The 25,497-nt window shown below is 34.8% G+C and carries 22 protein-coding genes, 1 tRNA gene, 1 pseudogene and 2 other annotated features; of the genes and pseudogenes, 23 read left to right on the plus strand and 1 reads right to left on the minus strand.

All coding sequences use genetic code 11. The features are described 5' to 3' along the window. The first annotated feature begins 6 nt into the window (after positions 1–6). The 23 genes and pseudogenes from gltX (at position 7) to tuf (FDN13_RS09060) (ending at position 24,068) form a co-directional block, all read left to right on the plus strand. The gene (gene gltX, locus FDN13_RS08950) at positions 7–1,461 is read left to right on the plus strand and encodes a glutamate--tRNA ligase (protein WP_138979879.1); all 1,455 of its coding nucleotides are present in this window, start codon (positions 7–9) and stop codon (positions 1,459–1,461) included. Positions 1,462–1,470: 9 nt separating this feature from the next. Beyond that, positions 1,471–1,674 (plus strand) — a binding site (T-box leader). Positions 1,675–1,736: 62 nt separating this feature from the next. Continuing rightward, positions 1,737–3,134, plus strand: a complete 1,398-nt coding sequence (gene cysS / locus FDN13_RS08955) for a cysteine--tRNA ligase (protein WP_138981063.1) — start codon at positions 1,737–1,739, stop codon at positions 3,132–3,134. 14 nt (positions 3,135–3,148) lie between these two features. Continuing rightward, positions 3,149–3,559 carry a Mini-ribonuclease 3 gene (locus tag FDN13_RS08960; protein WP_138979880.1) on the plus strand — a complete coding sequence of 137 codons (411 nt, stop codon included), beginning with the start codon at positions 3,149–3,151 and terminating at the stop codon, positions 3,557–3,559. 252 nt (positions 3,560–3,811) lie between these two features. Next, positions 3,812–4,582 (plus strand): FAD-dependent thymidylate synthase, encoded by a 771-nt coding sequence (thyX, locus tag FDN13_RS08965; RefSeq protein WP_138979881.1) that lies wholly within the window; start codon positions 3,812–3,814, stop codon positions 4,580–4,582. 16 nt (positions 4,583–4,598) lie between these two features. Beyond that, positions 4,599–5,390 (plus strand): 23S rRNA (guanosine(2251)-2'-O)-methyltransferase RlmB, encoded by a 792-nt coding sequence (gene rlmB, locus FDN13_RS08970; RefSeq protein WP_138979882.1) that lies wholly within the window; start codon positions 4,599–4,601, stop codon positions 5,388–5,390. Continuing rightward, positions 5,383–5,895, plus strand: a complete 513-nt coding sequence (locus FDN13_RS08975) for an NYN domain-containing protein (RefSeq protein ID WP_138979883.1) — start codon at positions 5,383–5,385, stop codon at positions 5,893–5,895. The genes rlmB and FDN13_RS08975 overlap by 8 nt, the downstream gene beginning before the upstream one ends. Positions 5,896–5,965: 70 nt before the next feature. Then, positions 5,966–6,610 (plus strand): RNA polymerase sporulation sigma factor SigH, encoded by a 645-nt coding sequence (gene sigH / locus FDN13_RS08980; RefSeq protein ID WP_138979884.1) that lies wholly within the window; start codon positions 5,966–5,968, stop codon positions 6,608–6,610. Between the two features lie 77 nt (positions 6,611–6,687). Then, positions 6,688–6,763 (plus strand) — tRNA-Thr (locus FDN13_RS08985). Positions 6,764–6,866: 103 nt separating this feature from the next. Beyond that, the gene (tuf, locus tag FDN13_RS08990; protein ID WP_138979885.1) at positions 6,867–8,069 is read left to right on the plus strand and encodes an elongation factor Tu; all 1,203 of its coding nucleotides are present in this window, start codon (positions 6,867–6,869) and stop codon (positions 8,067–8,069) included. Positions 8,070–8,264: 195 nt separating this feature from the next. Continuing rightward, positions 8,265–8,414: a 50S ribosomal protein L33 gene (rpmG, locus tag FDN13_RS08995; RefSeq protein ID WP_138979886.1), complete on the plus strand. Its 150-nt coding sequence runs from the start codon at positions 8,265–8,267 to the stop codon at positions 8,412–8,414. A 22-nt stretch (positions 8,415–8,436) separates the two neighbouring features. Then, positions 8,437–8,667 (plus strand): preprotein translocase subunit SecE, encoded by a 231-nt coding sequence (secE, locus tag FDN13_RS09000; protein WP_138979887.1) that lies wholly within the window; start codon positions 8,437–8,439, stop codon positions 8,665–8,667. Positions 8,668–8,700: 33 nt separating this feature from the next. Then, positions 8,701–9,219, plus strand: coding sequence for a transcription termination/antitermination protein NusG (gene nusG, locus FDN13_RS09005; RefSeq protein ID WP_138979888.1), 519 nt, complete (start codon positions 8,701–8,703; stop codon positions 9,217–9,219). Between the two features lie 30 nt (positions 9,220–9,249). Beyond that, positions 9,250–9,675 carry a 50S ribosomal protein L11 gene (rplK, locus tag FDN13_RS09010; RefSeq protein WP_138979889.1) on the plus strand — a complete coding sequence of 142 codons (426 nt, stop codon included), beginning with the start codon at positions 9,250–9,252 and terminating at the stop codon, positions 9,673–9,675. A gap of 57 nt (positions 9,676–9,732) precedes the next feature. Next, positions 9,733–10,428 carry a 50S ribosomal protein L1 gene (gene rplA / locus FDN13_RS09015; protein WP_138979890.1) on the plus strand — a complete coding sequence of 232 codons (696 nt, stop codon included), beginning with the start codon at positions 9,733–9,735 and terminating at the stop codon, positions 10,426–10,428. Positions 10,429–10,471: 43 nt separating this feature from the next. Then, positions 10,472–10,601 (plus strand) — a sequence feature (ribosomal protein L10 leader region). A gap of 33 nt (positions 10,602–10,634) precedes the next feature. Continuing rightward, a complete protein-coding gene (gene rplJ / locus FDN13_RS09020) occupies positions 10,635–11,129 on the plus strand; it encodes a 50S ribosomal protein L10 (protein WP_138979891.1) in 495 nt (164 codons plus the stop codon). 25 nt (positions 11,130–11,154) lie between these two features. Beyond that, positions 11,155–11,526: a 50S ribosomal protein L7/L12 gene (gene rplL / locus FDN13_RS09025; RefSeq protein WP_138979892.1), complete on the plus strand. Its 372-nt coding sequence runs from the start codon at positions 11,155–11,157 to the stop codon at positions 11,524–11,526. Positions 11,527–11,975: 449 nt separating this feature from the next. Next, on the plus strand, positions 11,976–15,704 hold the full coding sequence (gene rpoB / locus FDN13_RS09030) for a DNA-directed RNA polymerase subunit beta (RefSeq protein ID WP_138979893.1): 3,729 nt from the start codon (positions 11,976–11,978) through the stop codon (positions 15,702–15,704). Positions 15,705–15,726: 22 nt separating this feature from the next. After that, positions 15,727–19,253 (plus strand): annotated as a pseudogene (rpoC, locus tag FDN13_RS09035) (DNA-directed RNA polymerase subunit beta'). Positions 19,254–19,380: 127 nt separating this feature from the next. Further along, positions 19,381–19,623, plus strand: coding sequence for a L7Ae/L30e/S12e/Gadd45 family ribosomal protein (locus tag FDN13_RS09040; protein WP_138979894.1), 243 nt, complete (start codon positions 19,381–19,383; stop codon positions 19,621–19,623). A gap of 51 nt (positions 19,624–19,674) precedes the next feature. Then, entirely contained in the window at positions 19,675–20,049 is a 375-nt protein-coding gene (gene rpsL / locus FDN13_RS09045; protein WP_138979895.1) for a 30S ribosomal protein S12, read from the plus strand. A 150-nt stretch (positions 20,050–20,199) separates the two neighbouring features. Further along, positions 20,200–20,670: a 30S ribosomal protein S7 gene (gene rpsG, locus FDN13_RS09050; protein ID WP_138979896.1), complete on the plus strand. Its 471-nt coding sequence runs from the start codon at positions 20,200–20,202 to the stop codon at positions 20,668–20,670. A gap of 83 nt (positions 20,671–20,753) precedes the next feature. Further along, the gene (gene fusA, locus FDN13_RS09055; RefSeq protein WP_138979897.1) at positions 20,754–22,829 is read left to right on the plus strand and encodes an elongation factor G; all 2,076 of its coding nucleotides are present in this window, start codon (positions 20,754–20,756) and stop codon (positions 22,827–22,829) included. A gap of 36 nt (positions 22,830–22,865) precedes the next feature. Further along, entirely contained in the window at positions 22,866–24,068 is a 1,203-nt protein-coding gene (gene tuf, locus FDN13_RS09060) for an elongation factor Tu (protein ID WP_138979885.1), read from the plus strand. Between the two features lie 201 nt (positions 24,069–24,269). On the opposite strand, the gene FDN13_RS09065 is transcribed toward tuf (FDN13_RS09060), so the two are convergent. After that, positions 24,270–25,445, minus strand: coding sequence for an ISL3 family transposase (locus FDN13_RS09065; protein ID WP_138979155.1), 1,176 nt, complete (start codon positions 25,443–25,445; stop codon positions 24,270–24,272). Positions 25,446–25,497: the final 52 nt, after the last annotated feature.

Here is a 25,497-nt window from a genome sequence, read left to right on the forward strand (position 1 = left end):
TGCAAGATGGAGAGAGTAAGATTTGCTCCAAGTCCAACAGGGCATTTACATATAGGTGGAGCTAGAACGGCTCTTTTTAACTACCTTTATGCAAAACACTCAGGAGGAAAATTTATACTCAGAATTGAGGATACTGATTTAAATCGTTCAACTGCAGAATCAGAAAAGGCTATTATAGAAGGCTTGAAATGGTTTGGAATAAATTGGGATGAAGGAATTGAAGTTGGAGGTCCTCATGGTCCCTATCGCTCAACAGAAAGAAATTTTATCTATGAACCATTTGTAAAAAAACTTATTGAAGAAGGAAAGGCTTATTATTGTTATTGTAGTGAGGAAGAAATTGAAGCTGAAAGGCAAGAGGCTCTCAAAAAAGGTGAAACGCCAAAGTACTCAGGAAGATGCAGAAATTTAACTGATGAAGAGAGAAAAAAGCTTGAAGCTAAAGGTATAAAACCTGTAGTAAGGTTTAGGGTTCCAGATAATGAACCTATTATCATAGATGATATAGTAAGAGGCAGAGTAGAGTTTAATACTAATGATATAGGGGATTTTATAATAGTTAAATCTGATGGAATTCCTGTATATAATTTTGCTGTTGTTATAGACGACCACCTTATGGAAATTACTACTGTAATAAGGGGAGAAGAACATCTTTCTAATACACCAAGGCAGATACTTATATATAAGGCTTTAGGTTTTGATATGCCAAAGTTTGCACATGTATCCTTGATACTTGGTAAGGATAGGACAAAAATGAGTAAAAGGCATGGTTCTACATGGGTTGAACAGTATAGGGATGCAGGTTATCTTCCAGAAGCACTTATAAATTTTCTTGTGCTTTTAGGTTGGTCTCCTGAAGGCGATGAAGAGATTTTTAGCTTGGAGGAGCTTTGTGAAAAGTTCTCCTTGGATAGGGTTGTTAAGAATCCTGCGGTATTTGATATAGATAAGCTAAATCATATTAATGGTATATATATAAGAAAAAGTCCTATTGATAGGATAGTAGATCTTTCTATTCCATATCTTGTGAATGCGGGATATATAACTGATGAATTTGCTAAAAGAAATAGAGATTGGATTACACTACTTGTACTAACATTTAGAGAAAGAATTTCATATTTGTCCGAAATAGTAGAGCATGCTTCAATTTTATTTAATGATGAAGTAAAATTTGAAGATGAAGAAGCAGCGACAGTTTTAAAGCAGGACCATGTTGGAAGACTTTTAGATGAACTTTATGATATAGTAAAGACATCAGATAAGTTTGATAATGAATTTATACAAAATATTTTTAAGGAACTAAAAAACCGTACAGGTGCAAAGGGTAAATCTCTTTTTATGCCTGTTAGAGTTGCTCTTACAGGTCAGATTCATGGTGCTGAGCTTGTTAATATAATAGAACTCCTTGGGAAAGATAAAGTATTAAAAAGGATTGAATATACAAAGAAAAATTTGTTATAATAATTTAAAAAAGATGCAATGAAGGAAAGAAGTAGAGGGGATTTTATTTTAGAGAGAAGCTGCCATGGGCTGAAAGCAGCTTTAATAAATACCCTTGAAGATGCGTTCTGGAGCATTTCCATGGGTTACTGTGGAAACGGATTACCGTTATATCTTAAAGAGAGGTCTTAGCCTAATTAGGGTGGAACCGCGGAATAACCTTTCGTCCCTTACGGATGAAGGGTTTTTGTTTTATGAATATTGTATAGATAAAATAAGAAAGGAGAATTATAATGATAAAAATTTTTAATTCCCTTAAAAGGCAAAAGGAAGAGTTTGTACCTATTACTCCAAATGAAGTTAAAATGTATGTTTGTGGACCAACAGTATATAACTTTTTTCATATTGGAAATGCAAGAACCTTTATTGTGTTCGATACAATAAGAAGATATTTTGAATATAGGGGTTATAATGTTAAATTTGTTCAAAACTTTACAGACATTGATGATAAGATGATTAAAAGAGCAAATGAAGAAGGGACTACAGTAAAGGATATAGCAGAAAAATATATTAATGAATATTATAAAGATGCTGATGATTTAAACATTAAAAGAGCTACAGTAAATCCAAGGGCAACTGAATTTATTGATGAAATAATAAAATTTATAAAGGATTTAGTAGATAAAGGATTTGCTTATGTAGTTGATGGAGATGTTTATTTTGAAACTAAAAAGTTTAAAGAATATGGAAAACTCTCACATCAAAACCTTGAGGATCTTGAAGCAGGAGCAAGGATAGATGTGGATGAAAGAAAAAAGGATCCAATGGATTTTGCACTTTGGAAAGCTCAAAAGCCTGGGGAACCAGCTTGGGAAAGTCCATGGGGATTAGGACGCCCAGGATGGCATATAGAGTGTTCAACTATGGCATCAACACTTCTTGGAGAAACAATAGATATACATGGAGGAGGGGTTGACCTGACATTCCCTCATCATGAAAATGAAATAGCACAAAGTGAAGCAAGAAATGGTAAACCATTTGCAAGGTATTGGATGCATTGTGCATTTTTAAATGTAAACAATCAAAAGATGTCTAAATCTCTAAATAACTTTTTTACAGCAAGAGAAATCCTTGAAAAATATGATAGTGAAGTTGTAAGGTTGTTTATGCTTTCAGGGCATTATAGAAATCCAATTAATTTTAGTATTGACCTACTTGATCAAGCAAAGGCTGCTTTGGATAGGCTATATAATACAATTGGAAATCTTGAACATATAATTGAAACTGCAGAGGAAAGAGAATTAAATGATGAAGAAAAAGCATTTTTAAATAAACTATATGGATATAAAGATAGATATATTGAGGTTATGGATGATGATTTTAATACTGCTGACGGAATATCTGTTATATTTGATATGGTGAGAGATATAAATAGTAATATTAATGAAAAGAGTTCAAAAGAAGTTGCAAAAGATTCATTAAGCCTTATAAGGGAGCTTGGAGGTCCTCTTGGAATACTTCAAAGGGATGTTAGAGGAAACCTTGAAAATGAAATCCAAAGGTTAATAGAAGAGAGACAGGCAGCAAGGAAGGCTAAAAATTATGCTTTAGCAGATAAAATAAGAGATGATCTTAAGGCTATGGGAATTATATTGGAAGATACACCGTCAGGAGTTAGATGGAAGAAGATATAGAAAGAGGTTATTAAATGTTTGATTACATTAAAAAACTATCCTTTAATGAAAAAGATGTTAGAATGATGAATCCTCTTGTTTGGGCTTATATAGGTGATTCTGTATATGAAGTTTATGTAAGAAGCTATATAATAAGTAAAGGCGGTAAAACATCTTTTGCTCTTCATAGGGAGTCTATAAAATACGTTAAAGCTTCTTCACAGTCAGATATACTTGAAACAATCTATGATAAATTAACTGAAGAGGAAAAAAATATAATAAGACGAGGAAGGAATACTAAGACATATCATGTGCCTAAAAATGCTAGTATAATAGACTATAAAAGGGCAACGGCTCTTGAGGCTTTGATAGGGTATTTATATCTTTTGAAAAGATATGATAGGATAGATGAAATAATGAATATGATTTTAGAAGGGGCTAAGTGATTTAGTTACTTAATATATTTTTTATCTTAAAAAGTATCACTAACATTATAGAGCATTAACCCCCATAAATCTCTTAAAGCAAGTACAGGTCTTTTGTGAGTGAAGCCTTACTTGTTACTAAGATTTATGGGGGTTATATTTAAGTGAAAATCTATTTTTTAAATTTTATAATATGTTTATAAAGAATTTGAGGCTAAATTACTTAACACTTTTTATGTTATAATATTTTTATTGATGAAAAGGAGTGATTTAATGGAAACTAAATTAAAGGTTAAAATAATTGCACATACGCCACAGCCAGAAAAAATTGTTGCCTCTGCTGCAAAGCTCTGCTACAGCCCTGTTGGAATTGATGATATAATGGATAACTTAAATGAAAATAATATAAATAGTTTTTTAAATATGCTTATGAATTTAGGACATGAATCTCCAATTGAGCATATAAGTTTTACCTTTGCAGCTGAGGGAGTATCAAGGACTCTTTCTCATCAGCTTGTAAGGCATAGAATAGCATCCTATTCACAACAAAGTCAAAGATATGTTAAACTTGAGCAGTTTGAATATATAATACCTCCTTCAATTGAAGAGATACCAGAGGCTAAAAAATTATTTATTGAAGCTATGGAGAGAGATCAAAAAATTTATAATGAACTTTCACATATTCTTTATAATAAACATTATGAAAAGTTTTTAAAGCTTGGATATGATGATAAGAAGGCTAAAAAAGCTGCAGAAAAGATGGCTATTGAGGATGCAAGATATGTTTTCCCTAATTCTTGTGAAACTAAGATAGTATTTACAATGAACGCGAGGTCTCTTTTGAATTTCTTTAAGCATAGATGCTGCCAAAGAGCTCAATGGGAGATTAGAGCTTTGGCAGAGGAGATGTTAAAAGAGGTTAAGAAAATTGCTCCTACAATTTTTAAAAACGCAGGGCCATCTTGCCTTAATGGCTTATGCCCTGAAGGAGCAATGTCCTGTGGAAAAATGATTGAAGTTAGAGAAAGATACAATAAATTATAAGAAAAGAGGTTGAAAAATGAAGGACATAAAACAGCAAAGGAAAAAAAACATTATAAAACAAAATGAAAATAATGAAAACATAATATTTGGCAGAAATCCTGTAATTGAAGCTATAAAATCAGGGAGAAACATAGAAAAACTATTTGTATTAAAAGATCCTGAAGGCTCTTTAAAAATGATAATATCGATGGCAAAAGGAAAAGGTTTTGTAGTTAGTGAAGTGGACAGAAAAAAACTTGATGAGCTATCAGGTATGCAAAATCATCAAGGAGTAGTTGCCTTAGTATCCTCTTATGAATATTCTACTATAGATGATATTTTAAGCTTTGCAAAAATTAAAAATGAAGACCCTTTTATTATAATACTTGATGAAATAGAAGATCCATATAATATGGGATCAATAATTAGAAGTGCAAATGCCTGTGGCGTGCATGGAGTTATAGTACCTAAAAGAAGATCTGCACTTATCACTGCAAGTGTAGCAAAGGCTTCAGCAGGTGCAATTGAATATACAAAAATTGCAAAGGTTACAAATATAAATCAGACTTTAAGAGAGCTTAAGGATAAAGGATTATGGATAATAGGAACAGATGTAAATGGTCAAGTATGTTATAAAACAGACCTTAAAGGTCCTGTTGCAATAGTGATAGGGAGTGAAGGCAAAGGTATATCGAGGCTTGTTAGAGAGAATTGTGATATTATAGTAAGTATTCCTATTAAAGGACAGATAAATTCTTTCAATGCCTCTGTTGCTGCAGGAATAATAATGTATGAGGTATTAAGGCAAAGGGGCATAAAAAGTGAATAAATATGTGCTTGTTGATGGATATAATGTTATAAATTCATGGAAAGAGCTTAAGGATTTAAAGGACGAAAGCCTCGAGGAAGCAAGAATAAAGCTAATTGAAATGCTTCATGATTATGCAGCTTTTAAAGGGGTTAATATTATAGTTGTTTTTGATGCTCATTTTGTTAAAGGTAGTTTTGAAAAGCACGAAGTGCATAAGAACGTTGAAGTAGTATATACAAAGGAATTAGAATCTGCAGATTGTTATATAGAAAGAAATGTTTCTATTTTAGCAAAAAAAGGAGAAGTTGCCGTGGTATCATCTGATTATCTTGAACAGAGAATTGTACTTCAAATGGGAGGCATTAGAATAACCCCTAATGAATTTCTATCGGAGATACAAAATATAAATAGACGAATAAAAGAAAGAATAGAGATATCTTATGTTGAGAAAATAAATAAACTGGAAAATAACATAAATAAAGATGTATTGGAAAAACTTGAAAAAATGCGGAGAAACCTTTAAAATACTTGACTTTAGAAGGGCTAAAATATATAATTACAAATGCGGGGTTAAATCTGTTGGGGGGGATTATATGAAAGCCGACTCTGATGTTGATAGAGCTAATTGGGAGTATTCTTCTATGCTTGATGAAGAAATTGTAATTCATGCAAGGAATGGTGATTCTAAAGCAGAAGAATATTTAATAAATAAATATAAGAATTATGTTAAGGCTAAAGCAAAGTCCTATTTTTTGATAGGAGCAGATAAGGATGACATATATCAAGAAGGAATGATAGGTTTATATAAAGCAATCAGAGATTTTAAACCTGATAAGCTTACATCCTTCAGGGCTTTTGCTGAACTTTGTATAACAAGACAGATAATTACAGCAATAAAGACAGCTACGCGTCAAAAACATATTCCTTTAAATAGCTACATATCTTTGAATAAACCTATATATGATGAAGAGTCAGATAGAACTTTAATGGATGTTTTATCAACTGTTGGTGTTTCAGATCCTGAGGAGCTTATTATAAGCCGTGAAGAGAGAATAAAGATAGAAAAAAAGATAACAGAGATATTAAGCGACTTAGAAATGGAAGTATTATTTTATTACTTGGAAGGAAAATCCTATCAAGAGATTGCTTGTGGTCTTGATAGGCATGCAAAGTCCATCGATAATGCACTTCAAAGAGTTAAAAGAAAACTTGAGAAATACTTAAAAGAAAATGAATAGATTGCAATTAATTGGATATTGACATATTGCTTTAAGCAGTGTAGAATAAATAATCGATGGTACTTAAATATTTTTTTGCCCACGTAGCTCAGTAGGCAGAGCGTCACCTTGGTAAGGTGGAGGTCACCGGTTCAATCCCGGTCATGGGCTCCATTATTTTATATGAAACGCCGGGATAAGTTTATTAAGTGGTGTAATACCGCTTAAATAATATCAAGTACTTTAAGGTAAAGATAAGATAAGGAGGAATATAAAAATGGCAAAGGAGCATTTTACCAGGACGAAGCCACACGTAAACATAGGGACAATAGGACACGTAGACCATGGTAAGACAACATTAACAGCAGCAATAACATTAGTATTATCAACTTATGGAAAAGCAAAAGTAATGAAATATGACGAAATAGATAAGGCACCAGAAGAAAGAGAAAGAGGAATAACAATAAACACAGCACACGTAGAATACGAAACAGATACAAGACACTATGCACACGTTGACTGTCCAGGACACGCAGACTACGTAAAGAACATGATAACAGGGGCAGCACAGATGGACGGAGCAATACTTGTAGTTAGTGCAGCAGATGGTCCAATGCCACAGACAAGAGAGCACATACTACTTGCAAGACAGGTAGGGGTACCATATATAGTAGTATTCATGAACAAGGCAGATATGGTAGATGACCCAGAACTTATAGAACTTGTTGAAATGGAATTAAGAGATCTTCTTAATGAATATGAATTTCCAGGAGATGATACTCCAATAGTAGTAGGATCAGCATTAAAGGCACTTGAATGTGGATGTGGAAAGAGAGAATGTGAATGGTGTGGAAAGATATTACAGCTTATGGACACAGTAGATAGCTACATTCCAACACCAGAAAGACAAAAGGATAAGCCATTCTTAATGCCAGTAGAAGATGTATTCACAATAACAGGAAGAGGAACAGTTGCAACAGGAAGAGTAGAAAGCGGAGTATTAAAGGTAGGAGACGAAGTAGAAATAGTAGGACTTACAGAAGAGAAGAAGAAGACAGTAGTAACAGGAGTAGAAATGTTCAGAAAGATACTTGACCAAGCAGAAGCAGGAGACAACATAGGAGCACTCTTAAGAGGAGTAACAAGGGATGAAATAGAAAGAGGACAGGTTTTAGCAAAACCAGGTTCAATACATCCACATAAGAAATTCGAAGGACAGGTATACGTATTAAAGAAAGAAGAAGGTGGAAGACATACACCATTCTTCAATGGATACAGACCACAGTTCTACTTCAGAACAACAGACGTTACAGGATCAATAAAGCTTCCAGAAGGAACAGAGATGGTAATGCCTGGAGACCACATAACAATGGAAGTTGAACTTATAACACCAGTTGCTATGATGGAAGGTTTAAGATTCGCTATAAGAGAAGGCGGAAGAACAGTAGGTTCTGGCGTTGTTTCTAAGATTCTTGAGTAGAAATAATTGTTAGGACTGGGTGTAAACCCGGTCCTTTTTAAAGTAAGATAAATCTGGATATAACAAGAAATTAATTGTATATTTTTCGCTTATTATACAAAATAATTTAGTGTTGACAATAAGCTATACTTGTGATAGATTGAATTGAGTTCATATTTGCAGATTCTATTACTGCAATATTAGGAGGTGTTAAACATGAGAGTAAAGATAACACTTGCTTGTACAGAATGCAAACAAAGAAATTACAACACAACTAAGAATAAAAAGAATGATCCAGACAGAATAGAACTTCAAAAGTATTGTAAATTCTGCAAAAAGCACACATTGCATAAAGAAACAAAATAAATTTAATTAAGGATGTGAAAGTATGTCCGCTAATACTAATGTTAGCAATGTGAACAAAAATGTTAGTTCAGTTGTTAAATTTTATAGAGATGTTAAAGCAGAATTTAAGAAGATTACATGGCCAACTAAGGATGAAGTAAAAAAGACAACAGAGGTTGTTTTTGTTACTCTTGCTATATTTATCCTTATAATTTGGCTTTATGATTCAGTTTTTGGGCTTGCTTTAAAAACTATATTGAATTACCTTAAATAAAAGGAGGGAGGGACAATATCTGTCCCTTGGATTATGGCAGAAAAAGCAAGATGGTATGTAGTTCATACCTATTCAGGTTATGAGAATAAAGTAAAAGCTAATTTAGAAAAAACTATAGAAAATAGAAACTTGCAGAACCTTATATTTGATGTGCAAGTTCCTATGGAAGAAGTCGTTGAAACTAAAAACGATAAAACAAAGATAGTACAAAGAAAGAAATTTCCAGGATATGTTCTTGTTAAAATGATAATGACTGATGATTCATGGTATGTTGTAAGAAACACAAGGGGTGTAACGGGATTTGTAGGGCCTGGTTCAAAACCTGTTCCATTAACTGACGAAGAAGTTGAGTTTATGGGTATAAAAGAGCCTCTTGTAAATATTGATGTTGAAGTTGGAGAAAATGTAAAAATTACTTCAGGTCCACTTGAAAACTTTGTAGGACAAATCTTGGAAATTAACTATGAAAAAAGAAAGATTAAGGCTCTGGTTAATATGTTTGGCAGGGAAACTCCTGCAGAACTTGATTTTAACCAGATTGAAAAAATATAAGCCTTAATTTAGTAAAAGGAGGTGCAAAATATGGCTAAGAAAGTAGTAGGTATGGTTAAGTTACAGTTACCTGCAGGAAAAGCAACACCAGCACCACCAGTAGGTCCAGCACTTGGTCAGCATGGTGTTAACATTATGGGATTCTGTAAAGAGTTCAATGCTAAAACAGCTAATCAAGCAGGGCTTATAATTCCTGTAGTGATTACTGTTTATCAGGACAGATCTTTTAGTTTTATACTAAAAACACCTCCAGCTGCTGTATTGTTAAAGAAGGCTGCTGGGATTGAAAGCGGATCAGCTGTACCTAATAAGCAAAAAGTTGCTAAAGTTCCACTTTCAAAGGTTAAAGAAATAGCTGAACTTAAAATGCCAGATCTTAATGCAGGTTCACTTGATGCTGCGATAAGCATGATAAAGGGAACTGCAAGGAGTATGGGTATTGAAGTTACTGAATAATTTACCCTTAGATAGTGGGAGGTAAAAAAACCGTTAATACCACAAGGAGGTTTTAAAATGAAAAGAGGAAAGAATTATATTGAAAGTGCAAAGCTAATTGACAAAAACACATTATATTCTCCAAAAGAAGCATTAGAACTTGCAATTCAGACATCAAAGGCAAAATTTGATGAAACTATTGAATTAGCTGTAAGGCTTGGTGTTGATCCAAGACATGCTGATCAACAAGTTAGAGGTGCGGTAGTACTTCCGCATGGAACAGGTAAAAAGGTAAGAGTACTTGTATTTGCAAAAGGAGATAAGGCAAAGGAAGCAGAAGCTGCAGGAGCAGATTTTGTTGGTGCAGAAGAACTTGTTGCAAAAATACAAAATGAGAATTGGTTTGGTTTTGATGCAGTAGTTGCAACTCCAGACATGATGGGTGTAGTAGGTAGACTTGGTAAGATACTTGGACCTAAAGGCTTAATGCCAAACCCAAAATCTGGTACAGTAACATTTGATATTGCAAAAGCAATATCAGATATAAAGGCTGGTAAAGTTGAATACAGAGTTGATAAAACAGCTATAATTCACGTTCCAATTGGCAAAAGATCCTTTGGAGTTGATAAGCTTGCAGAAAACTTCCATACTTTAATGGAAGCAGTAGTTAAGGCTAAACCAGCTGCTGCAAAAGGTCAGTATATAAAGAGTGTAGTATTGTCAAGTACAATGGGACCAGGGATAAAGATTAACCCAGCTAAGGTTCTTGAATAATATTGACATATTGACCTAGCATTGATATAATTAACAAGACAACTATATAATCGAAAGCATACTGTAGACAGTAGGTGCCTCAAGGCGTAACGGGATTCCAACCTACCGAGGTTTTAGATAGTTTTATCGAAAAGACCTTTCTGTGTCTACAGGAGGTCTTTTGTTATGCGTTGAGCCCGGCAAATATTGGTGAGGAGGTGCATAAGGTGCGCAACTTACAGATAAAAGAGCAGAAGGTTAAGGAACTTACAGAGAAGTTTCAAAAAGCCCAAGCAGCGATTTTGACATCATACATCGGCATCACAGTTGAGGAAGATACTGAGTTAAGAAAGAAAATGAGAGAAGCTGGTGTTGAGTACAAAGTTGTAAAGAACACATTGACTTTAAGAGCTGCAAAGGAAGCAGGCTATTCAGAAATTGAAAAGTATCTAGTAGGTCCTGTAGCAATAGCTTTTAGCTATGATGATCCAACAGCACCTGCGAGAGTTCTTGCAAACTTTGCTGAAAATCACAAAGTTATAGAGCTTAAAGCAGGAATTGTTCAAGGACAGATATTTGATACACAACAGGTTAAAGAACTTGCAAAGATTCCACCAAGAGAAGTTCTTATTGCCAAAATACTTGGAAGCTTCAAAGCTCCATTATCAAATCTTGTTTATGTGCTTAATGCAATTAAAGAAAAGAAAGAAGCAAATGCATAATTAAAAAATTTTGGAGGTGCTAATTATGACAATAGATGAAATTTTAAAAGCCATAGAAGGTATGACTGTTTTAGAATTAAATGAACTTGTTAAAGCATGTGAAGAAAAGTTTGGAGTTAGCGCAGCAGCTCCTGTAGCAGTTGTTGGTGCAGCAGGTGCAGCAGCAGCTCCAGCAGCAGAAGAAAAGACAGAATTTGATGTAGTACTTGCATCAGCTGGTAGCGACAAGATAAAGGTTATTAAGGTAGTTAGAGAAATAACTGGACTTGGACTCAAGGAAGCTAAGGACTTAGTTGAAGGAGCTCCAAAGACACTTAAGGAAGCTGTAAGCAAGGAAGATGCTGAAGCTATAAAAGCTAAGCTTACTGAAGTAGGAGCAACAGTAGAAATAAAGTAATTCAAATAAAAACAAGTGTCCATTGAGGCACTTGTTTTTATTTTTTGAACTAAGTTTTAATTTGTATGAGAAAAAATAAACAAAATTTCAATAACAAAAGAATATTGACGATAATATAAAATAATTACTTGACACAGGATTTGCATTGTGATAACATATTAAAATGCATGAATTATGGGGTTTTATAAAAATATTTTGCCAATGAAAATTGTATATATTGATATGTTTATGTAAAGAATATAAAGATAGGTGACAGTAATTTTTAACAATAAATTATACTTTTTATTACATTGATACTAATTAACTGCTATGTAATTAGTATATAATCGGGGAAGGAACAGCCCTTTGAGCGTGGGGACACTGGCAGTTTAATTGCCTTGACCACGAAACCACACTTTAAAGGTGGGGTAGTTCACGCCATTTAACATTGCATGAGGGGTGAGTATTTAATGGTACATCCTGTTAAGGTCGGCAGGAGAGAACGAATGAGTTTCTCCAAAATCAAAGAAGTAATCGACATGCCAAATCTTATTGAGGTCCAACTTGATTCCTACAAATGGTTCTTAGAAGAAGGTCTTAAAGAAGTTTTTGATGACGTTAATCCAATTACAGATTATACAGGGAACCTCATTCTCGAGTTTATTGACTACAAGCTTGATTATGATAATATAAAATATTCAGTAGAAGAATGTAAAGAAAGAGATGCAACTTATGCTGCACCTCTTAAAGTTAAAGTAAGACTTGTAAATAAGGAAACAGGAGAGGTTAAGGAACAAGAAGTTTTCATGGGTGACTTCCCTCTTATGACAGAGCAGGGTACATTTATAATAAATGGAGCAGAGAGAGTAATAGTTAGCCAGCTTGTTAGATCTCCTGGAGCATATTATGCAGAGGCAATTGATAAATCAGGAAAGAAGCTTTATTCATCAACTTTAATTCCTAATAGAGGGGCTTGGATTGAATATGAAACGGATTCAAATGATGTAATCTATGTTAGAATTGATAGAACAAGAAAATTGCCTCTTACTGTTTTTATAAGGGCATTAGGCTTTGGTGTTGATTATGAAATCCTTCAGTTTTTTGGTGAAGAGGATCATTTAAAGGCTACTTTAGAGAGAGATAATACAAAAACCGTCGAGGAAGGTCTTTTAGAAATATATAAAAGATTAAGACCGGGTGAGCCGCCAACGGTTGAAAGTGCTACAACCCTTATTGAAGGTCTGTTTTTTGATCCTAAAAGATACGATTTGTCAAGAGTTGGAAGATATAAATTCAATAAAAAATTAGCATTAGCTAATAGAATTGCAGGACAGATTGCAGCAGATACTATTGCTAATCCCATTACAGGGGAAATATTTGTTGAAGCAGGACAAAAAATTGATAGAGATACTGCAGTAAAGATCCAAAATGCCGGTATAAACATTGTTGATGTTATTGTTGAAGGCAAAAATATAAGGGTAATAGGTAACAACTTTGTTGATATACATAAGCTTGGTTTACCTTATGATTTATCTGATCTTAATATAAAAGAAATGGTACATTATCCCACATTGAAAGCTATTCTTGATGAATTTTCAAATGAAGATGATATTAAAGATGCAATAAGACAAAGAATAAATCAGCTTATACCAAAACATATTATAAAAGACGATATATATGCATCTATAAGTTATTGTATGGGCTTGTTTTATGGAATTGGCTATGTAGACGATATTGATCATCTTGGAAATAGAAGATTAAGGTCTGTTGGTGAGCTCTTACAAAATCAATTTAGAATAGGTCTTTCAAGAATGGAGAGAGTTGTTAAAGAGAGAATGACCATACAGGATCTCGATGTTGCTACTCCACAAGCACTTATTAATATAAGACCAGTTGCGGCTGCAATTAAAGAGTTTTTTGGAAGTTCGCAGCTCTCCCAGTTTATGGACCAGACTAATCCACTATCAGAGCTTACACATAAGAGAAGATTGTCTGCTCTTGGACCTGGAGGACTTTCAAGAGAAAGAGCAGGTTTCGAAGTTAGAGACGTTCATATATCCCATTATGGTAGAATGTGTCCAATAGAAACTCCAGAAGGACCAAATATAGGTCTTATAAACTCCCTTGCAACTTATGCAAAGGTAAATGAATACGGATTTATTGAGGCACCTTACAGAGTAGTTGATAAGAAAAATGGAATTGTTACAGATAAAGTATTATATCTTACTGCAGATGAAGAAGATCAATATATTATTGCACAGGCAAATGAACCTGTTGATGAAAACGGAAAGTTTATTGATAAAAGAGTTACAGCAAGAGCAAAGGAAGAAATAGTTGTTGTTTCACCAGAAGAAGTTGACCTTATGGATGTATCATCAAAACAAATAGTTTCTGTTGCAACTGCTATGATTCCATTCCTTGAAAATGATGATGCTAACCGTGCTTTAATGGGTTCAAACATGCAGCGTCAGGCTGTTCCTCTTATAAAACCTGAAGCTCCAATAGTTGGAACAGGTATAGAGCATAAGGCTGCAAAGGATTCAGGTATAATTCCAATTGCAAAAAATGATGGTACAGTTGTAAAAGTTGCTGGAGATATAATACAGATAAGACGAGATGAAGATGGTAGAATAGATACTTATAAACTTTTAAAGTTTAAACGTTCAAACCAAGGAACTTGTATTAATCAAAGACCTATTGTAAATGAAGGAGATAGAGTTAAAAAGGGAGACATAATAGCTGATGGTCCATCAATTGACCAAGGAGAAATTGCACTTGGTAGAAACATATTAATAGGTTTTATGACTTGGGAAGGTTATAATTACGAGGATGCTATTTTAATATCAGAGCAGCTTGTGATGGACGATGTGTTTACATCTATTCATATAGAAGAATATGAATGTGAAGCAAGAGACACAAAGCTTGGTCCAGAAGAGATAACGAGAGATATTCCTAATGTTGGTGAAGATGCACTTAGAGATCTTGATGAAAGAGGTATTATAAGGATAGGTGCAGAAGTTAGGGCAGGAGATATACTTGTCGGTAAGGTTACTCCTAAAGGAGAAACTGAGCTTACTGCTGAAGAAAGGCTTTTAAGAGCGATATTTGGAGAAAAAGCAAGGGAAGTTAGAGATACATCTCTTAGAGTTCCTCATGGAGAAGCAGGAATAATAGTTGATGTTAAGATATTTACAAGAGAAAATGGCGATGAATTGCCTCCAGGGGTTAATGAACTTGTAAGAGTTTATATTGCTCAAAAAAGAAAAATATCTGTAGGAGATAAGATGGCAGGTCGTCATGGAAATAAGGGTGTTATCTCAAGAGTGCTTCCAGTTGAAGATATGCCTTTCATGCCAGATGGAAGACCTCTTCAGATAGTTTTAAATCCTCTTGGTGTTCCGTCACGTATGAATATAGGTCAGGTTTTAGAGGTACATCTTGGTCTTGCTGCAAGCAGGCTTGGATGGCATGTTGCAACACCTGTATTTGATGGCGCAACAGAGGATGATATACAAGAATGTTTAAAGATGGCAGGAGTAGAACCAGATGGTAAGATGCTTCTCTTTGATGGAAGAACTGGTGAAGCTTTTGATAATAGAGTTACTGTTGGATATATGTATATATTAAAACTTGCACATCTTGTTGACGATAAGATACATGCAAGATCTACAGGTCCATACTCCCTTGTAACCCAGCAGCCTCTTGGTGGTAAAGCACAATTTGGAGGTCAAAGGTTTGGAGAAATGGAAGTTTGGGCAATTGAAGCTTATGGTGCAGCTTATACTCTTCAAGAGATATTAACAGTTAAGTCTGATGATGTTGTAGGACGTGTTAAAACTTATGAGGCTATTGTTAAAGGTGAAAATATTCCAGAGCCTGGAGTTCCAGAATCCTTTAAGGTGCTTATTAAAGAGCTTCAGTCCCTCTGCCTTGATGTAAAAGTTTTAACTGATGATAAGAAGGAAATAATGATTAAAGAAGATATTGAGGATGATCTTGATGATATAGAGGCAACTATGGAAGGAAGGGATATGTTACCACTTCCAACTGTTCCTGAAGCAGAAGAAATTGAACAGTATGACGATATATTAGAGGATGAGGAAGAAGAAATTAATATCGAAGACCTCGCTGATATGGATGTAGAACCGGATTTTGAAGAGGGATTGGAAGAGTTTGATGATTTTGATGATAAAGAATAAATTATGAAGGGAGGATGTCTCCTTGTTTGAACTAAATAATTTTGATTCAATTCAAATTGGGCTTGCTTCTCCTGAAAAAATTAGAGAATGGTCAAAAGGAGAGGTTAAAAAACCTGAAACTATAAATTATAGGACCTTAAAACCAGAAAAAGATGGCCTTTTCTGTGAAAGGATATTTGGTCCTATAAAGGACTGGGAATGCCATTGTGGTAAATATAAAAGAGTAAGATATAAGGGTATTGTTTGTGACAGATGTGGTGTTGAAGTCACAAAATCGAAAGTAAGACGTGAGAGAATGGGGCATATTGAACTTGCAGCCCCTGTTTCCCATATATGGTACTTTAAGGGGATACCGTCAAGAATGGGACTAATTCTTGATATGTCCCCAAGAGCTCTTGAGAAAGTATTATATTTTGCAGCCTATGTTGTAATTGATCCTAAGGAAACAGGCCTTATTAAAAAGCAGCTTTTAAGTGATAAGGAATATAGAGAAGCTGTTGATAAATATGGTTATGATTCCTTTAAAGCTGGAATGGGTGCAGAAGCTATAAAAGAGCTTCTACAGGAAATTGATCTTGAAAAACTTTCAAAGGAGCTTCGCAATGAACTTGAGAATAGTACAGGGCAGAAGAAGGTTAGAACAATAAGAAGGCTTGAGGTTGTTGAAGCTTTTAGAAAGTCAGGAAATAGACCAGAGTGGATGATTCTTGATGTTATACCTGTTATACCTCCAGATTTAAGACCAATGGTTCAGCTTGATGGAGGAAGGTTTGCAACTTCTGATCTTAATGATTTGTATAGAAGAGTTATAAATAGAAACAACAGATTAAAAAGGCTACTTGATCTTGGAGCCCCAGATATAATCGTTAGAAATGAAAAAAGAATGCTTCAGGAGGCAGTAGATGCTCTTATAGACAATGGAAGACGTGGAAGACCAGTTACAGGACCAGGTAATAGGCCTTTAAAGTCACTTTCAGATATGCTTAAAGGTAACAGGGAAGATTCCGTCAGAATCTCCTTGGAAAGCGTGTTGATTACTCAGGACGTTCAGTTATAGTAGTTGGACCAGAACTTAAGATGTATCAATGCGGTCTTCCAAAGGAAATGGCCCTTGAGCTTTTTAAGCCTTTTGTAATGAAAAGACTTGTTGATAAAGGTATAGCTCATAATATAAAAAATGCAAAGAGGATGGTTGAAAGGATAAACAATCAAGTATGGGATATACTTGAAGAAGTAATACAAGACCATCCAGTACTTTTAAACCGTGCTCCTACTCTTCATAGACTTGGTATTCAAGCTTTCCAGCCTGTTCTTGTTGAAGGAAGGGCTATTAAGCTTCATCCTCTTGTATGTACTGCCTATAATGCTGACTTTGATGGAGACCAGATGGCAGTCCATGTTCCTCTTTCAGTTGAAGCTCAAGCCGAAGCAAGATTTTTAATGCTTGCAGCTCACAACATATTAAAGCCTTCCGATGGAAAGCCAGTTACTGTTCCAACACAGGATATGGTTCTTGGGTCCTACTACTTAACAAGTGTTAAAGAAGGAGAGATAGGAGAAGGAAAATACTTCTCATCTCCAGAAGAGGCAATATTGGCGTATCAGCTTAAGGAATTAGGGCTTCATGCTCAAATTCATGTAAAGATAACAAAAGAAGTAAATGGTGAAGTTAAATCTAAGATTATAAAAACAACAGTTGGAAAGATAATATTTAATGAAGCAATACCTCAAGATCTTGGATTTGTTGATAGAAGCAATCCTGAAAATGAATTAGAGCTTGAAATAGACTTCCTTGTTGATAAAAAACAATTGAGTAAGATAGTTGAAAGAGTGTATAAGAAGCATGGACCAACTCAAACAGCAATAACTCTTGATAAAATAAAATCATTAGGCTACCATTACTCAACAATAGGTGCCCTTACTGTTTCAGTTTCTGATATGGAGATTCCAAAGATAAAGGAACAGCTTCTTGCAGAAGCTGATGCAGCAATTGATAATATACAAAGGATGTTCAGACGTGGTTTCATATCTGAAGAAGAAAGATATGAAAGAGTTATAGACACATGGACAAAAACTACAGAAAAAGTTACAGATGCTCTAATGGATAACCTTGATAGATTTAATCCTATATTTATGATGGCTCATTCGGGTGCCCGTGGTTCAAAAAATCAGATAAGACAGCTTTGTGGTATGAGAGGTCTTATGGCAAATCCTTCAGGTAGGATTATAGAGCTTCCAATAAAAGCAAGTTTCCGTGAAGGGTTAAACGTTCTTGAATACTTTATATCAACTCATGGAGCAAGAAAAGGTCTTGCCGATACGGCACTTAGAACTGCGGATTCAGGTTATCTAACAAGAAGGCTTGTTGACGTATCACAAGATACCATTGTAAGAGAAGAAGATTGTGGAACTACTGATGGTTCTTATGTTGAAGAAATAAGAGAAGGAAATGAAGTCATTGAAAGTCTAAAGGATAGGCTTATTGGAAGATATACAGCAGAGGATGTAAGACATCCAGAAACAGGGGAAATACTTATTGCGGCTAATGAGTACATTGATGAAGATAGATATTCATTAATTGAAAAAGCAGGTATTACAAGAGTTAAAATAAGAACTGTATCTACATGTAAAACAAGATATGGAGTATGCTCAAAATGCTATGGAATGGATATGGCAACAGGCAAAAAAGTTAGCATAGGAGAGCCCGTAGGAATAATTGCAGCTCAGTCAATAGGGGAGCCAGGTACACAGCTTACAATGAGAACATTCCATACAGGTGGAGTTGCTGGTGCAGATATTACACAAGGTCTTCCAAGAGTTGAAGAGCTTTTTGAAGCAAGAAAGCCTAAGGGACTTGCAATAATAAGTGAAGTTGCAGGAACTGTGAAAGTTACAGAGGATAGAAGGAAAAAGCTTGTTAGCGTCATAACAGATACTGGAGAAGAAAAAGTTTATCAAATACCTTATGGATCAAGGTTAAAAGTTTATGATGGTCAAAAGATAGAAGCTGGAGATATTATTACAGAAGGTTCAGTTAATCCTCATGATATACTAAGAATAAAAGGTGTTGAAGGCGTAAGATCATATCTTATTGCTGAAGTTCAAAAGGTTTACAGACTTCAGGGTGTTGATATAAATGATAAGCATCTTGAGATTATCATAAAGCAGATGCTAAGAAAAGTTAAAGTTGAAGACCAAGGTGATACAGATCTTCTGCCAGGCAGCTTAGTTGATATATTTGAATTTAATGAAGAAAACAGGAAAGCAGAAGAGGCTGGACTAAGAAAGGCAACTGGAAAAATAGCATTACTTGGAATAACAAAGGCAGCCCTTGCAACAGATTCTTTCCTATCTGCTGCATCTTTCCAAGAAACTACAAGGGTACTTACAGATGCAGCTATAAAAGGAAAGACAGATCCTTTAGTAGGACTAAAGGAAAATGTAATAATTGGTAAACTTGTTCCTGCAGGTTCTGGAATGACAAGATATAATAGCATAAGAGTAGTATCTGAAGATGATGAATGTGCTCAAGATTTAATACAAGAATAACAATGATTATATTGACACTATAGCTTATTAATGTTAAAATTCATTTTGTGTAATTATGAGAGTAAAGCTTATGGCTTTACTCATCATAATTTTAATTATGTTAAACCTTTTGTAAAGGGGTGGGACAATGACAGGGAAGATCCCAGGCAAAAGGGTTGTTGGAGTTAAACAAACGACAAAAGCTGTAAAAAGTGGTTCTGCCAAAATAGTTTATATAGCAAAGGATGCTGATGAAAAACTTGTTAAGCCACTTATTGATCTTTGCGTTCAAAACAATGTTGAGATAACTTATGTTCCAACAATGGAGAAATTAGGATCTCTATGCTGTATAAATGTTGGGGCAGCAGCAGCTTGTGTTGTAAAGGAATGATATAAAGCTAATGCTTTATATATTTGCCATTATATGGAAGGAGGTGCACATATGCCAACTATTAATCAGTTAGTAAGAAATGGTAGACAAAAGCTTGAAGAAAAATCAAAATCACCAGCGTTAAAAGGATCACCTCAAAAAAGAGGAGTATGTACAGTTGTTAAAACTACTACACCAAAGAAGCCAAACTCAGCTTTAAGAAAGATTGCCAGAGTTAGACTTGTTAATGGTGTTGAAGTAACTGCTTACATTCCAGGTGAAGGACATAACCTTCAAGAACATAGTGTTGTTCTTATAAGAGGGGGCAGGGTTAAAGACTTGCCAGGTGTTAGATACCATATCATAAGAGGTACACTTGATTGTGCTGGTGTTGCTAACAGAAAACAACAAAGATCAAAATATGGTGCAAAGAGACCAAAGAAGTAATAGCAAATATTTGTATGCAAATTAAAAGTTGGTGCTGTGTGCAATGCAATGAAAATAACGTTAAGTTAAATAGATTTTGCATTAACAGAGCACTTTGCGGCTAATGCCGAGTACCGATGAACTTAAATTTTTGTTAAGGAGGGAAGTAAAGTGCCAAGAAAAGGTAATGTTCCAAAGAGAGATGTTCTTCCTGATCCAATATATGGCAGCAAAGTTGTTACTAAACTTATAAATAAGATTATGTGGGACGGGAAAAAAGGAGTAGCTCAGAAGGTTTGCTATGAAGCCTTCGATATTATAAGAGAAAAGTCAGGTAAGGATCCTCTTGAAGTTTTTGAAACAGCTATGAATAATGTAATGCCTCTTCTTGAAGTTAAAGCAAGAAGAATTGGTGGAGCCACATATCAGGTTCCAGTAGAAGTTAGAGCTGATAGAAGACAGACTCTTGGTATAAGATGGCTAGTTGATGCAGCAAGAAATAGAGGAGAAAGATATATGAGAGAAAGGCTTGCAGCTGAAATTCTTGATGCTTCAAATAACACAGGAGCAGCTGTTAAGAAGAAAGAAGATACTCATAAGATGGCAGAAGCTAATAAGGCATTTGCTCATTATAGATGGTAATAATATTTGTTAATCTACCCTAAATGCACGGCATTTAGGGTAGATTAACAAAAATGTTGTAATAATTGAAGGGAGGAAGCAGAGTGCCTAGGCAATTTCCGTTAGAAAAAGTAAGAAACATTGGAATAATGGCACATATAGATGCAGGTAAAACAACTACAACAGAACGTATATTGTTTTATACTGGTAAAACGTATAAAATAGGAGAAGTTCATGAAGGCGCAGCAACGATGGACTGGATGGAGCAAGAACAGGAAAGAGGTATAACAATTACTTCAGCGGCAACTACATGTCAATGGAGAGACTGTAGGATAAACATAATTGATACGCCGGGGCACGTAGACTTTACAGTTGAAGTTGAAAGATCACTTCGTGTTTTAGACGGTGCAGTTGCTGTATTTTGTGCAAAGGGTGGAGTTGAGCCACAGTCTGAAACTGTTTGGAGACAGGCAGATAAATACCATGTTCCAAGAATAGCTTATGTTAATAAGATGGATATAATGGGAGCTGACTTTTATAACGTTATAAAAATGATGAAGGAAAGACTTGGAGCTAATCCAGTACCACTTCAGCTTCCAATAGGAAAAGAAGATACCTTTAGAGGTATCGTTGATCTTGTTAAAAATAAAGCGATAATATATGTTGATGATCTTGGAACAACTTCAGAAGAGACAGATGTTCCAGAGGATATGAAGGATTTAGTTGAAGAATATAGGCTCAGCCTAATAGAAAAAGTTGCAGAAACAGACGAAGAGCTTATGATGAAGTATCTCGAAGGTGAAGAATTAACTGTAGAAGAACTAAAAAATGGTATAAGGAAGGCTACAATATCAGGAGAAATGGTTCCTGTTGTATGTGGATCTTCATATAAGAATAAAGGCGTTCAGCCAATGCTTGATGCAGTAGTTGACTATCTTCCATCTCCAATAGACATTGGTGCTGTAAAAGGATTAGATCCGGATACACATGAAGAAGCAGAAAGACAGCCAAGCGACGATGAACCTTTTTCAGCTCTTGCTTTTAAGATAATGGTTGATCCTTTTGTAGGAAAGCTTGCATTTACAAGAATATATTCTGGAGTTTTAACTACAGGTTCTTATGTATTCAATTCTACAAAGAATAAGAGAGAAAGAATTGGTAGAATTGTTAGAATGCATGCAAACAAGAGGGAAGAAATAGATGAAGCAAGAGCAGGAGACATTATTGCACTTGTTGGCTTAAAAGATACAATAACAGGTGATACCCTATGTGATGCTGATAAGCCAATAATACTTGAAAAGATGGAATTCCCAGAACCAGTTATTCATATAGCAATTGAGCCAAAGACAAAGGCTGGTCAGGAAAAGATGGGTATAGCGCTTGCTAAACTAGCTGAAGAAGACCCAACTTTTAGAACTTATACAGATCAAGAAACAGGTCAGACAATAATTGCAGGTATGGGAGAACTTCATCTTGAAATAATAGTTGATAGACTCTTAAGAGAGTTTAAAGTTGAATGCAATGTTGGTAATCCTCAGGTTGCATATAAAGAAACTATTAGAAAACAAGTTAAGGCTGAAGGTAAGTTTGTAAGACAATCTGGTGGTCGTGGTCAGTACGGTCACTGCTGGATTGAAGTTATTCCTCAAGAAAGAGGAAAGGGATATGAATTTGTTAATAATATAGTTGGTGGAGTAATTCCAAAGGAATATATACCAGCTATTGATAATGGAATTCAAGAAGCTATGACTAGTGGTGTTGTTGCAGGATATCCTGTTATAGATGTTAAAGTAGTACTTTTTGATGGATCATACCATGAAGTAGACTCTTCTGAAATGGCATTTAAGATTGCAGGTTCAATGGCATTTAAGAATGCTATGCAAAAAGCAGATCCAGTACTTCTTGAACCTATAATGAAGGTTGAAGTTACAGTTCCTGAAGAATATATGGGAGATGTAATGGGCGACCTTAACTCAAGAAGAGGAAGAATCGAAGGTATGGAACCAAGAGGAAGTGCACAAGTAATAAGAGCACATGTGCCACTTGCAGAGATGTTTGGATATGCAACTACACTAAGATCAAAGACACAGGGTAGAGGAGTCTTCGTAATGCAGATAAGCCATTATGAAGAAGTTCCTGCAAGCATTCAAAGCAAAATCGTTGAAGGGAAAAAACAATAATTAAATGCTAAAGTGAAATAAAGGAGGAATATAAAAATGGCAAAGGAGCATTTTACCAGGACGAAGCCACACGTAAACATAGGGACAATAGGACACGTAGACCATGGTAAGACAACATTAACAGCAGCAATAACATTAGTATTATCAACTTATGGAAAAGCAAAAGTAATGAAATATGACGAAATAGATAAGGCACCAGAAGAAAGAGAAAGAGGAATAACAATAAACACAGCACACGTAGAATACGAAACAGATACAAGACACTATGCACACGTTGACTGTCCAGGACACGCAGACTACGTAAAGAACATGATAACAGGGGCAGCACAGATGGACGGAGCAATACTTGTAGTTAGTGCAGCAGATGGTCCAATGCCACAGACAAGAGAGCACATACTACTTGCAAGACAGGTAGGGGTACCATATATAGTAGTATTCATGAACAAGGCAGATATGGTAGATGACCCAGAACTTATAGAACTTGTTGAAATGGAATTAAGAGATCTTCTTAATGAATATGAATTTCCAGGAGATGATACTCCAATAGTAGTAGGATCAGCATTAAAGGCACTTGAATGTGGATGTGGAAAGAGAGAATGTGAATGGTGTGGAAAGATATTACAGCTTATGGACACAGTAGATAGCTACATTCCAACACCAGAAAGACAAAAGGATAAGCCATTCTTAATGCCAGTAGAAGATGTATTCACAATAACAGGAAGAGGAACAGTTGCAACAGGAAGAGTAGAAAGCGGAGTATTAAAGGTAGGAGACGAAGTAGAAATAGTAGGACTTACAGAAGAGAAGAAGAAGACAGTAGTAACAGGAGTAGAAATGTTCAGAAAGATACTTGACCAAGCAGAAGCAGGAGACAACATAGGAGCACTCTTAAGAGGAGTAACAAGGGATGAAATAGAAAGAGGACAGGTTTTAGCAAAACCAGGTTCAATACATCCACATAAGAAATTCGAAGGACAGGTATACGTATTAAAGAAAGAAGAAGGTGGAAGACATACACCATTCTTCAATGGATACAGACCACAGTTCTACTTCAGAACAACAGACGTTACAGGATCAATAAAGCTTCCAGAAGGAACAGAGATGGTAATGCCTGGAGACCACATAACAATGGAAGTTGAACTTATAACACCAGTTGCTATGATGGAAGGTTTAAGATTCGCTATAAGAGAAGGCGGAAGAACAGTAGGTTCTGGCGTTGTTTCTAAGATTCTTGAGTAATAATCAGGGGAGGGTAATCCTCCCTTGTATTTTGGTTCTATGTCAATAGTTGGGGTGGGCATTTTATTCAAATGCCTGCCCTTGCTAATTTTCAAGAAGTTTTAACGAATTAAAGAAAGTGAATCAAAAATTCTCTAAAAATGGGCATAACAAAAAGACCAAACTAATGTTGGTTTTTGAAAAATAGAGTACAGTAATCAATTACTTGCAACAATGCAGAATTCTATTTCTAAACCTGTTAAAATTTCTGAACCCAAACGCATTTCTTTTAATAACTTTAATCTTGTTGTTAAAACCTTCAACACATCCATTCGTATAAGGAACATCAAAGGAATTAACTATTTCCTTAAACCACCTGCTTAAAGTTTCTGCACATGAAATATATTCTTTTATACCGCTTTTTCTTGCTATCTCAATCCATTCCTTTAGTAATATTTTTGCTTCAGAAGCAGACCTTGCATCTGAAATTTTGTAAAAGGATTCCTTAAGGTAATGGGCATGTCTTAATTCATCATTGTATAAAAGCATAATTTCAAGTTGTCTCTTAGAGTCTTCATCTAAGGAATCTTTTCTAGCAAGAATGAGTTTTCGACTTTTTTTGTAATATCGCCTTAGTTTCTTATCCATATTCTTTTGAATGCGCTTTCTAACGTTTTCTATAGCCCAGGTGTTGTAGCGCATAAAGTGGAACTTATCTATGATGATAGTTGCATTTTTAAAGTATGTTTTAGCAATGTCAGCATATTGACTCCACATATCAATAACTACATATTTTACCTTATCCCTGTTTTTAAAATTTCTAAAGTAATCCGAAAGGATATGAAATCGTCTATCTTTAATAATATCAATTACTTTATGATTAACAGGATCAACTAATATACAGTGATATTTTGAGCCACCAGAATTACCTTTAAATTCATCAATAGATATAACTTCAGGCAAAGAATACGCAGTATAACTAACAGTATCAAAAATGCGTTTTACAGTATGGGTGGAAACATTGGCTTTTAAGGAAACATGCTTCATGCTATTAACATTAGATAGTTCGTTAATTATGAAGAAAGATAAGCGGTTTGTCATTCTATGATAGCGTGGAAGAAAATCTAGCTTTTCATAAAAGCGCTTACCGCATTCTGAGCATACTAATCTCCTTTTTCTAAGAATGATAAAAGTTTTTTTAAACTGAATGGGTACATCTTTAATTCTTTGTTTTCTGTAATCATGAACTTTAGATGTAGTATAGCCACAAACTGGACAAACATGTGGTTTCTTTTTAGTTTCAACAAATATCTCAATAAAATCATCTTTATTAACAACGTTTTTTACAAAAACATCTTTTAAGTTTAGTAAATTGTTGATAAAATTATACTTAAGCACTTTATTGGATGCCTCCTTTCTAAAATTTTGTTTTGGTTAATTTTATTTTAGC

This window comes from Caloramator sp. E03, from assembly GCF_006016075.1.
Lineage (GTDB): Bacteria > Bacillota > Clostridia > Clostridiales > Caloramatoraceae > Caloramator_B.

Coding starts and splice junctions, on each gene's coding strand:
- FDN13_RS09040 (WP_138979894.1), top strand. CDS start 19,381: ATGACAGGGAAGATCCCAGGCAAAAGGGTTGTTGGAGTTAAACAAACG.
- secE (WP_138979887.1), top strand. CDS start 8,437: ATGTCCGCTAATACTAATGTTAGCAATGTGAACAAAAATGTTAGTTCA.
- rplA (WP_138979890.1), top strand. CDS start 9,733: ATGAAAAGAGGAAAGAATTATATTGAAAGTGCAAAGCTAATTGACAAA.
- rpoB (WP_138979893.1), top strand. CDS start 11,976: ATGGTACATCCTGTTAAGGTCGGCAGGAGAGAACGAATGAGTTTCTCC.
- gltX (WP_138979879.1), top strand. CDS start 7: ATGGAGAGAGTAAGATTTGCTCCAAGTCCAACAGGGCATTTACATATA.
- rlmB (WP_138979882.1), top strand. CDS start 4,599: ATGAAGGACATAAAACAGCAAAGGAAAAAAAACATTATAAAACAAAAT.
- tuf (WP_138979885.1), top strand. CDS start 6,867: ATGGCAAAGGAGCATTTTACCAGGACGAAGCCACACGTAAACATAGGG.
- rplK (WP_138979889.1), top strand. CDS start 9,250: ATGGCTAAGAAAGTAGTAGGTATGGTTAAGTTACAGTTACCTGCAGGA.
- thyX (WP_138979881.1), top strand. CDS start 3,812: ATGGAAACTAAATTAAAGGTTAAAATAATTGCACATACGCCACAGCCA.
- nusG (WP_138979888.1), top strand. CDS start 8,701: ATGGCAGAAAAAGCAAGATGGTATGTAGTTCATACCTATTCAGGTTAT.
- FDN13_RS08960 (WP_138979880.1), top strand. CDS start 3,149: ATGTTTGATTACATTAAAAAACTATCCTTTAATGAAAAAGATGTTAGA.
- sigH (WP_138979884.1), top strand. CDS start 5,966: ATGAAAGCCGACTCTGATGTTGATAGAGCTAATTGGGAGTATTCTTCT.
- rpmG (WP_138979886.1), top strand. CDS start 8,265: ATGAGAGTAAAGATAACACTTGCTTGTACAGAATGCAAACAAAGAAAT.
- rpsL (WP_138979895.1), top strand. CDS start 19,675: ATGCCAACTATTAATCAGTTAGTAAGAAATGGTAGACAAAAGCTTGAA.
- tuf (WP_138979885.1), top strand. CDS start 22,866: ATGGCAAAGGAGCATTTTACCAGGACGAAGCCACACGTAAACATAGGG.
- rplL (WP_138979892.1), top strand. CDS start 11,155: ATGACAATAGATGAAATTTTAAAAGCCATAGAAGGTATGACTGTTTTA.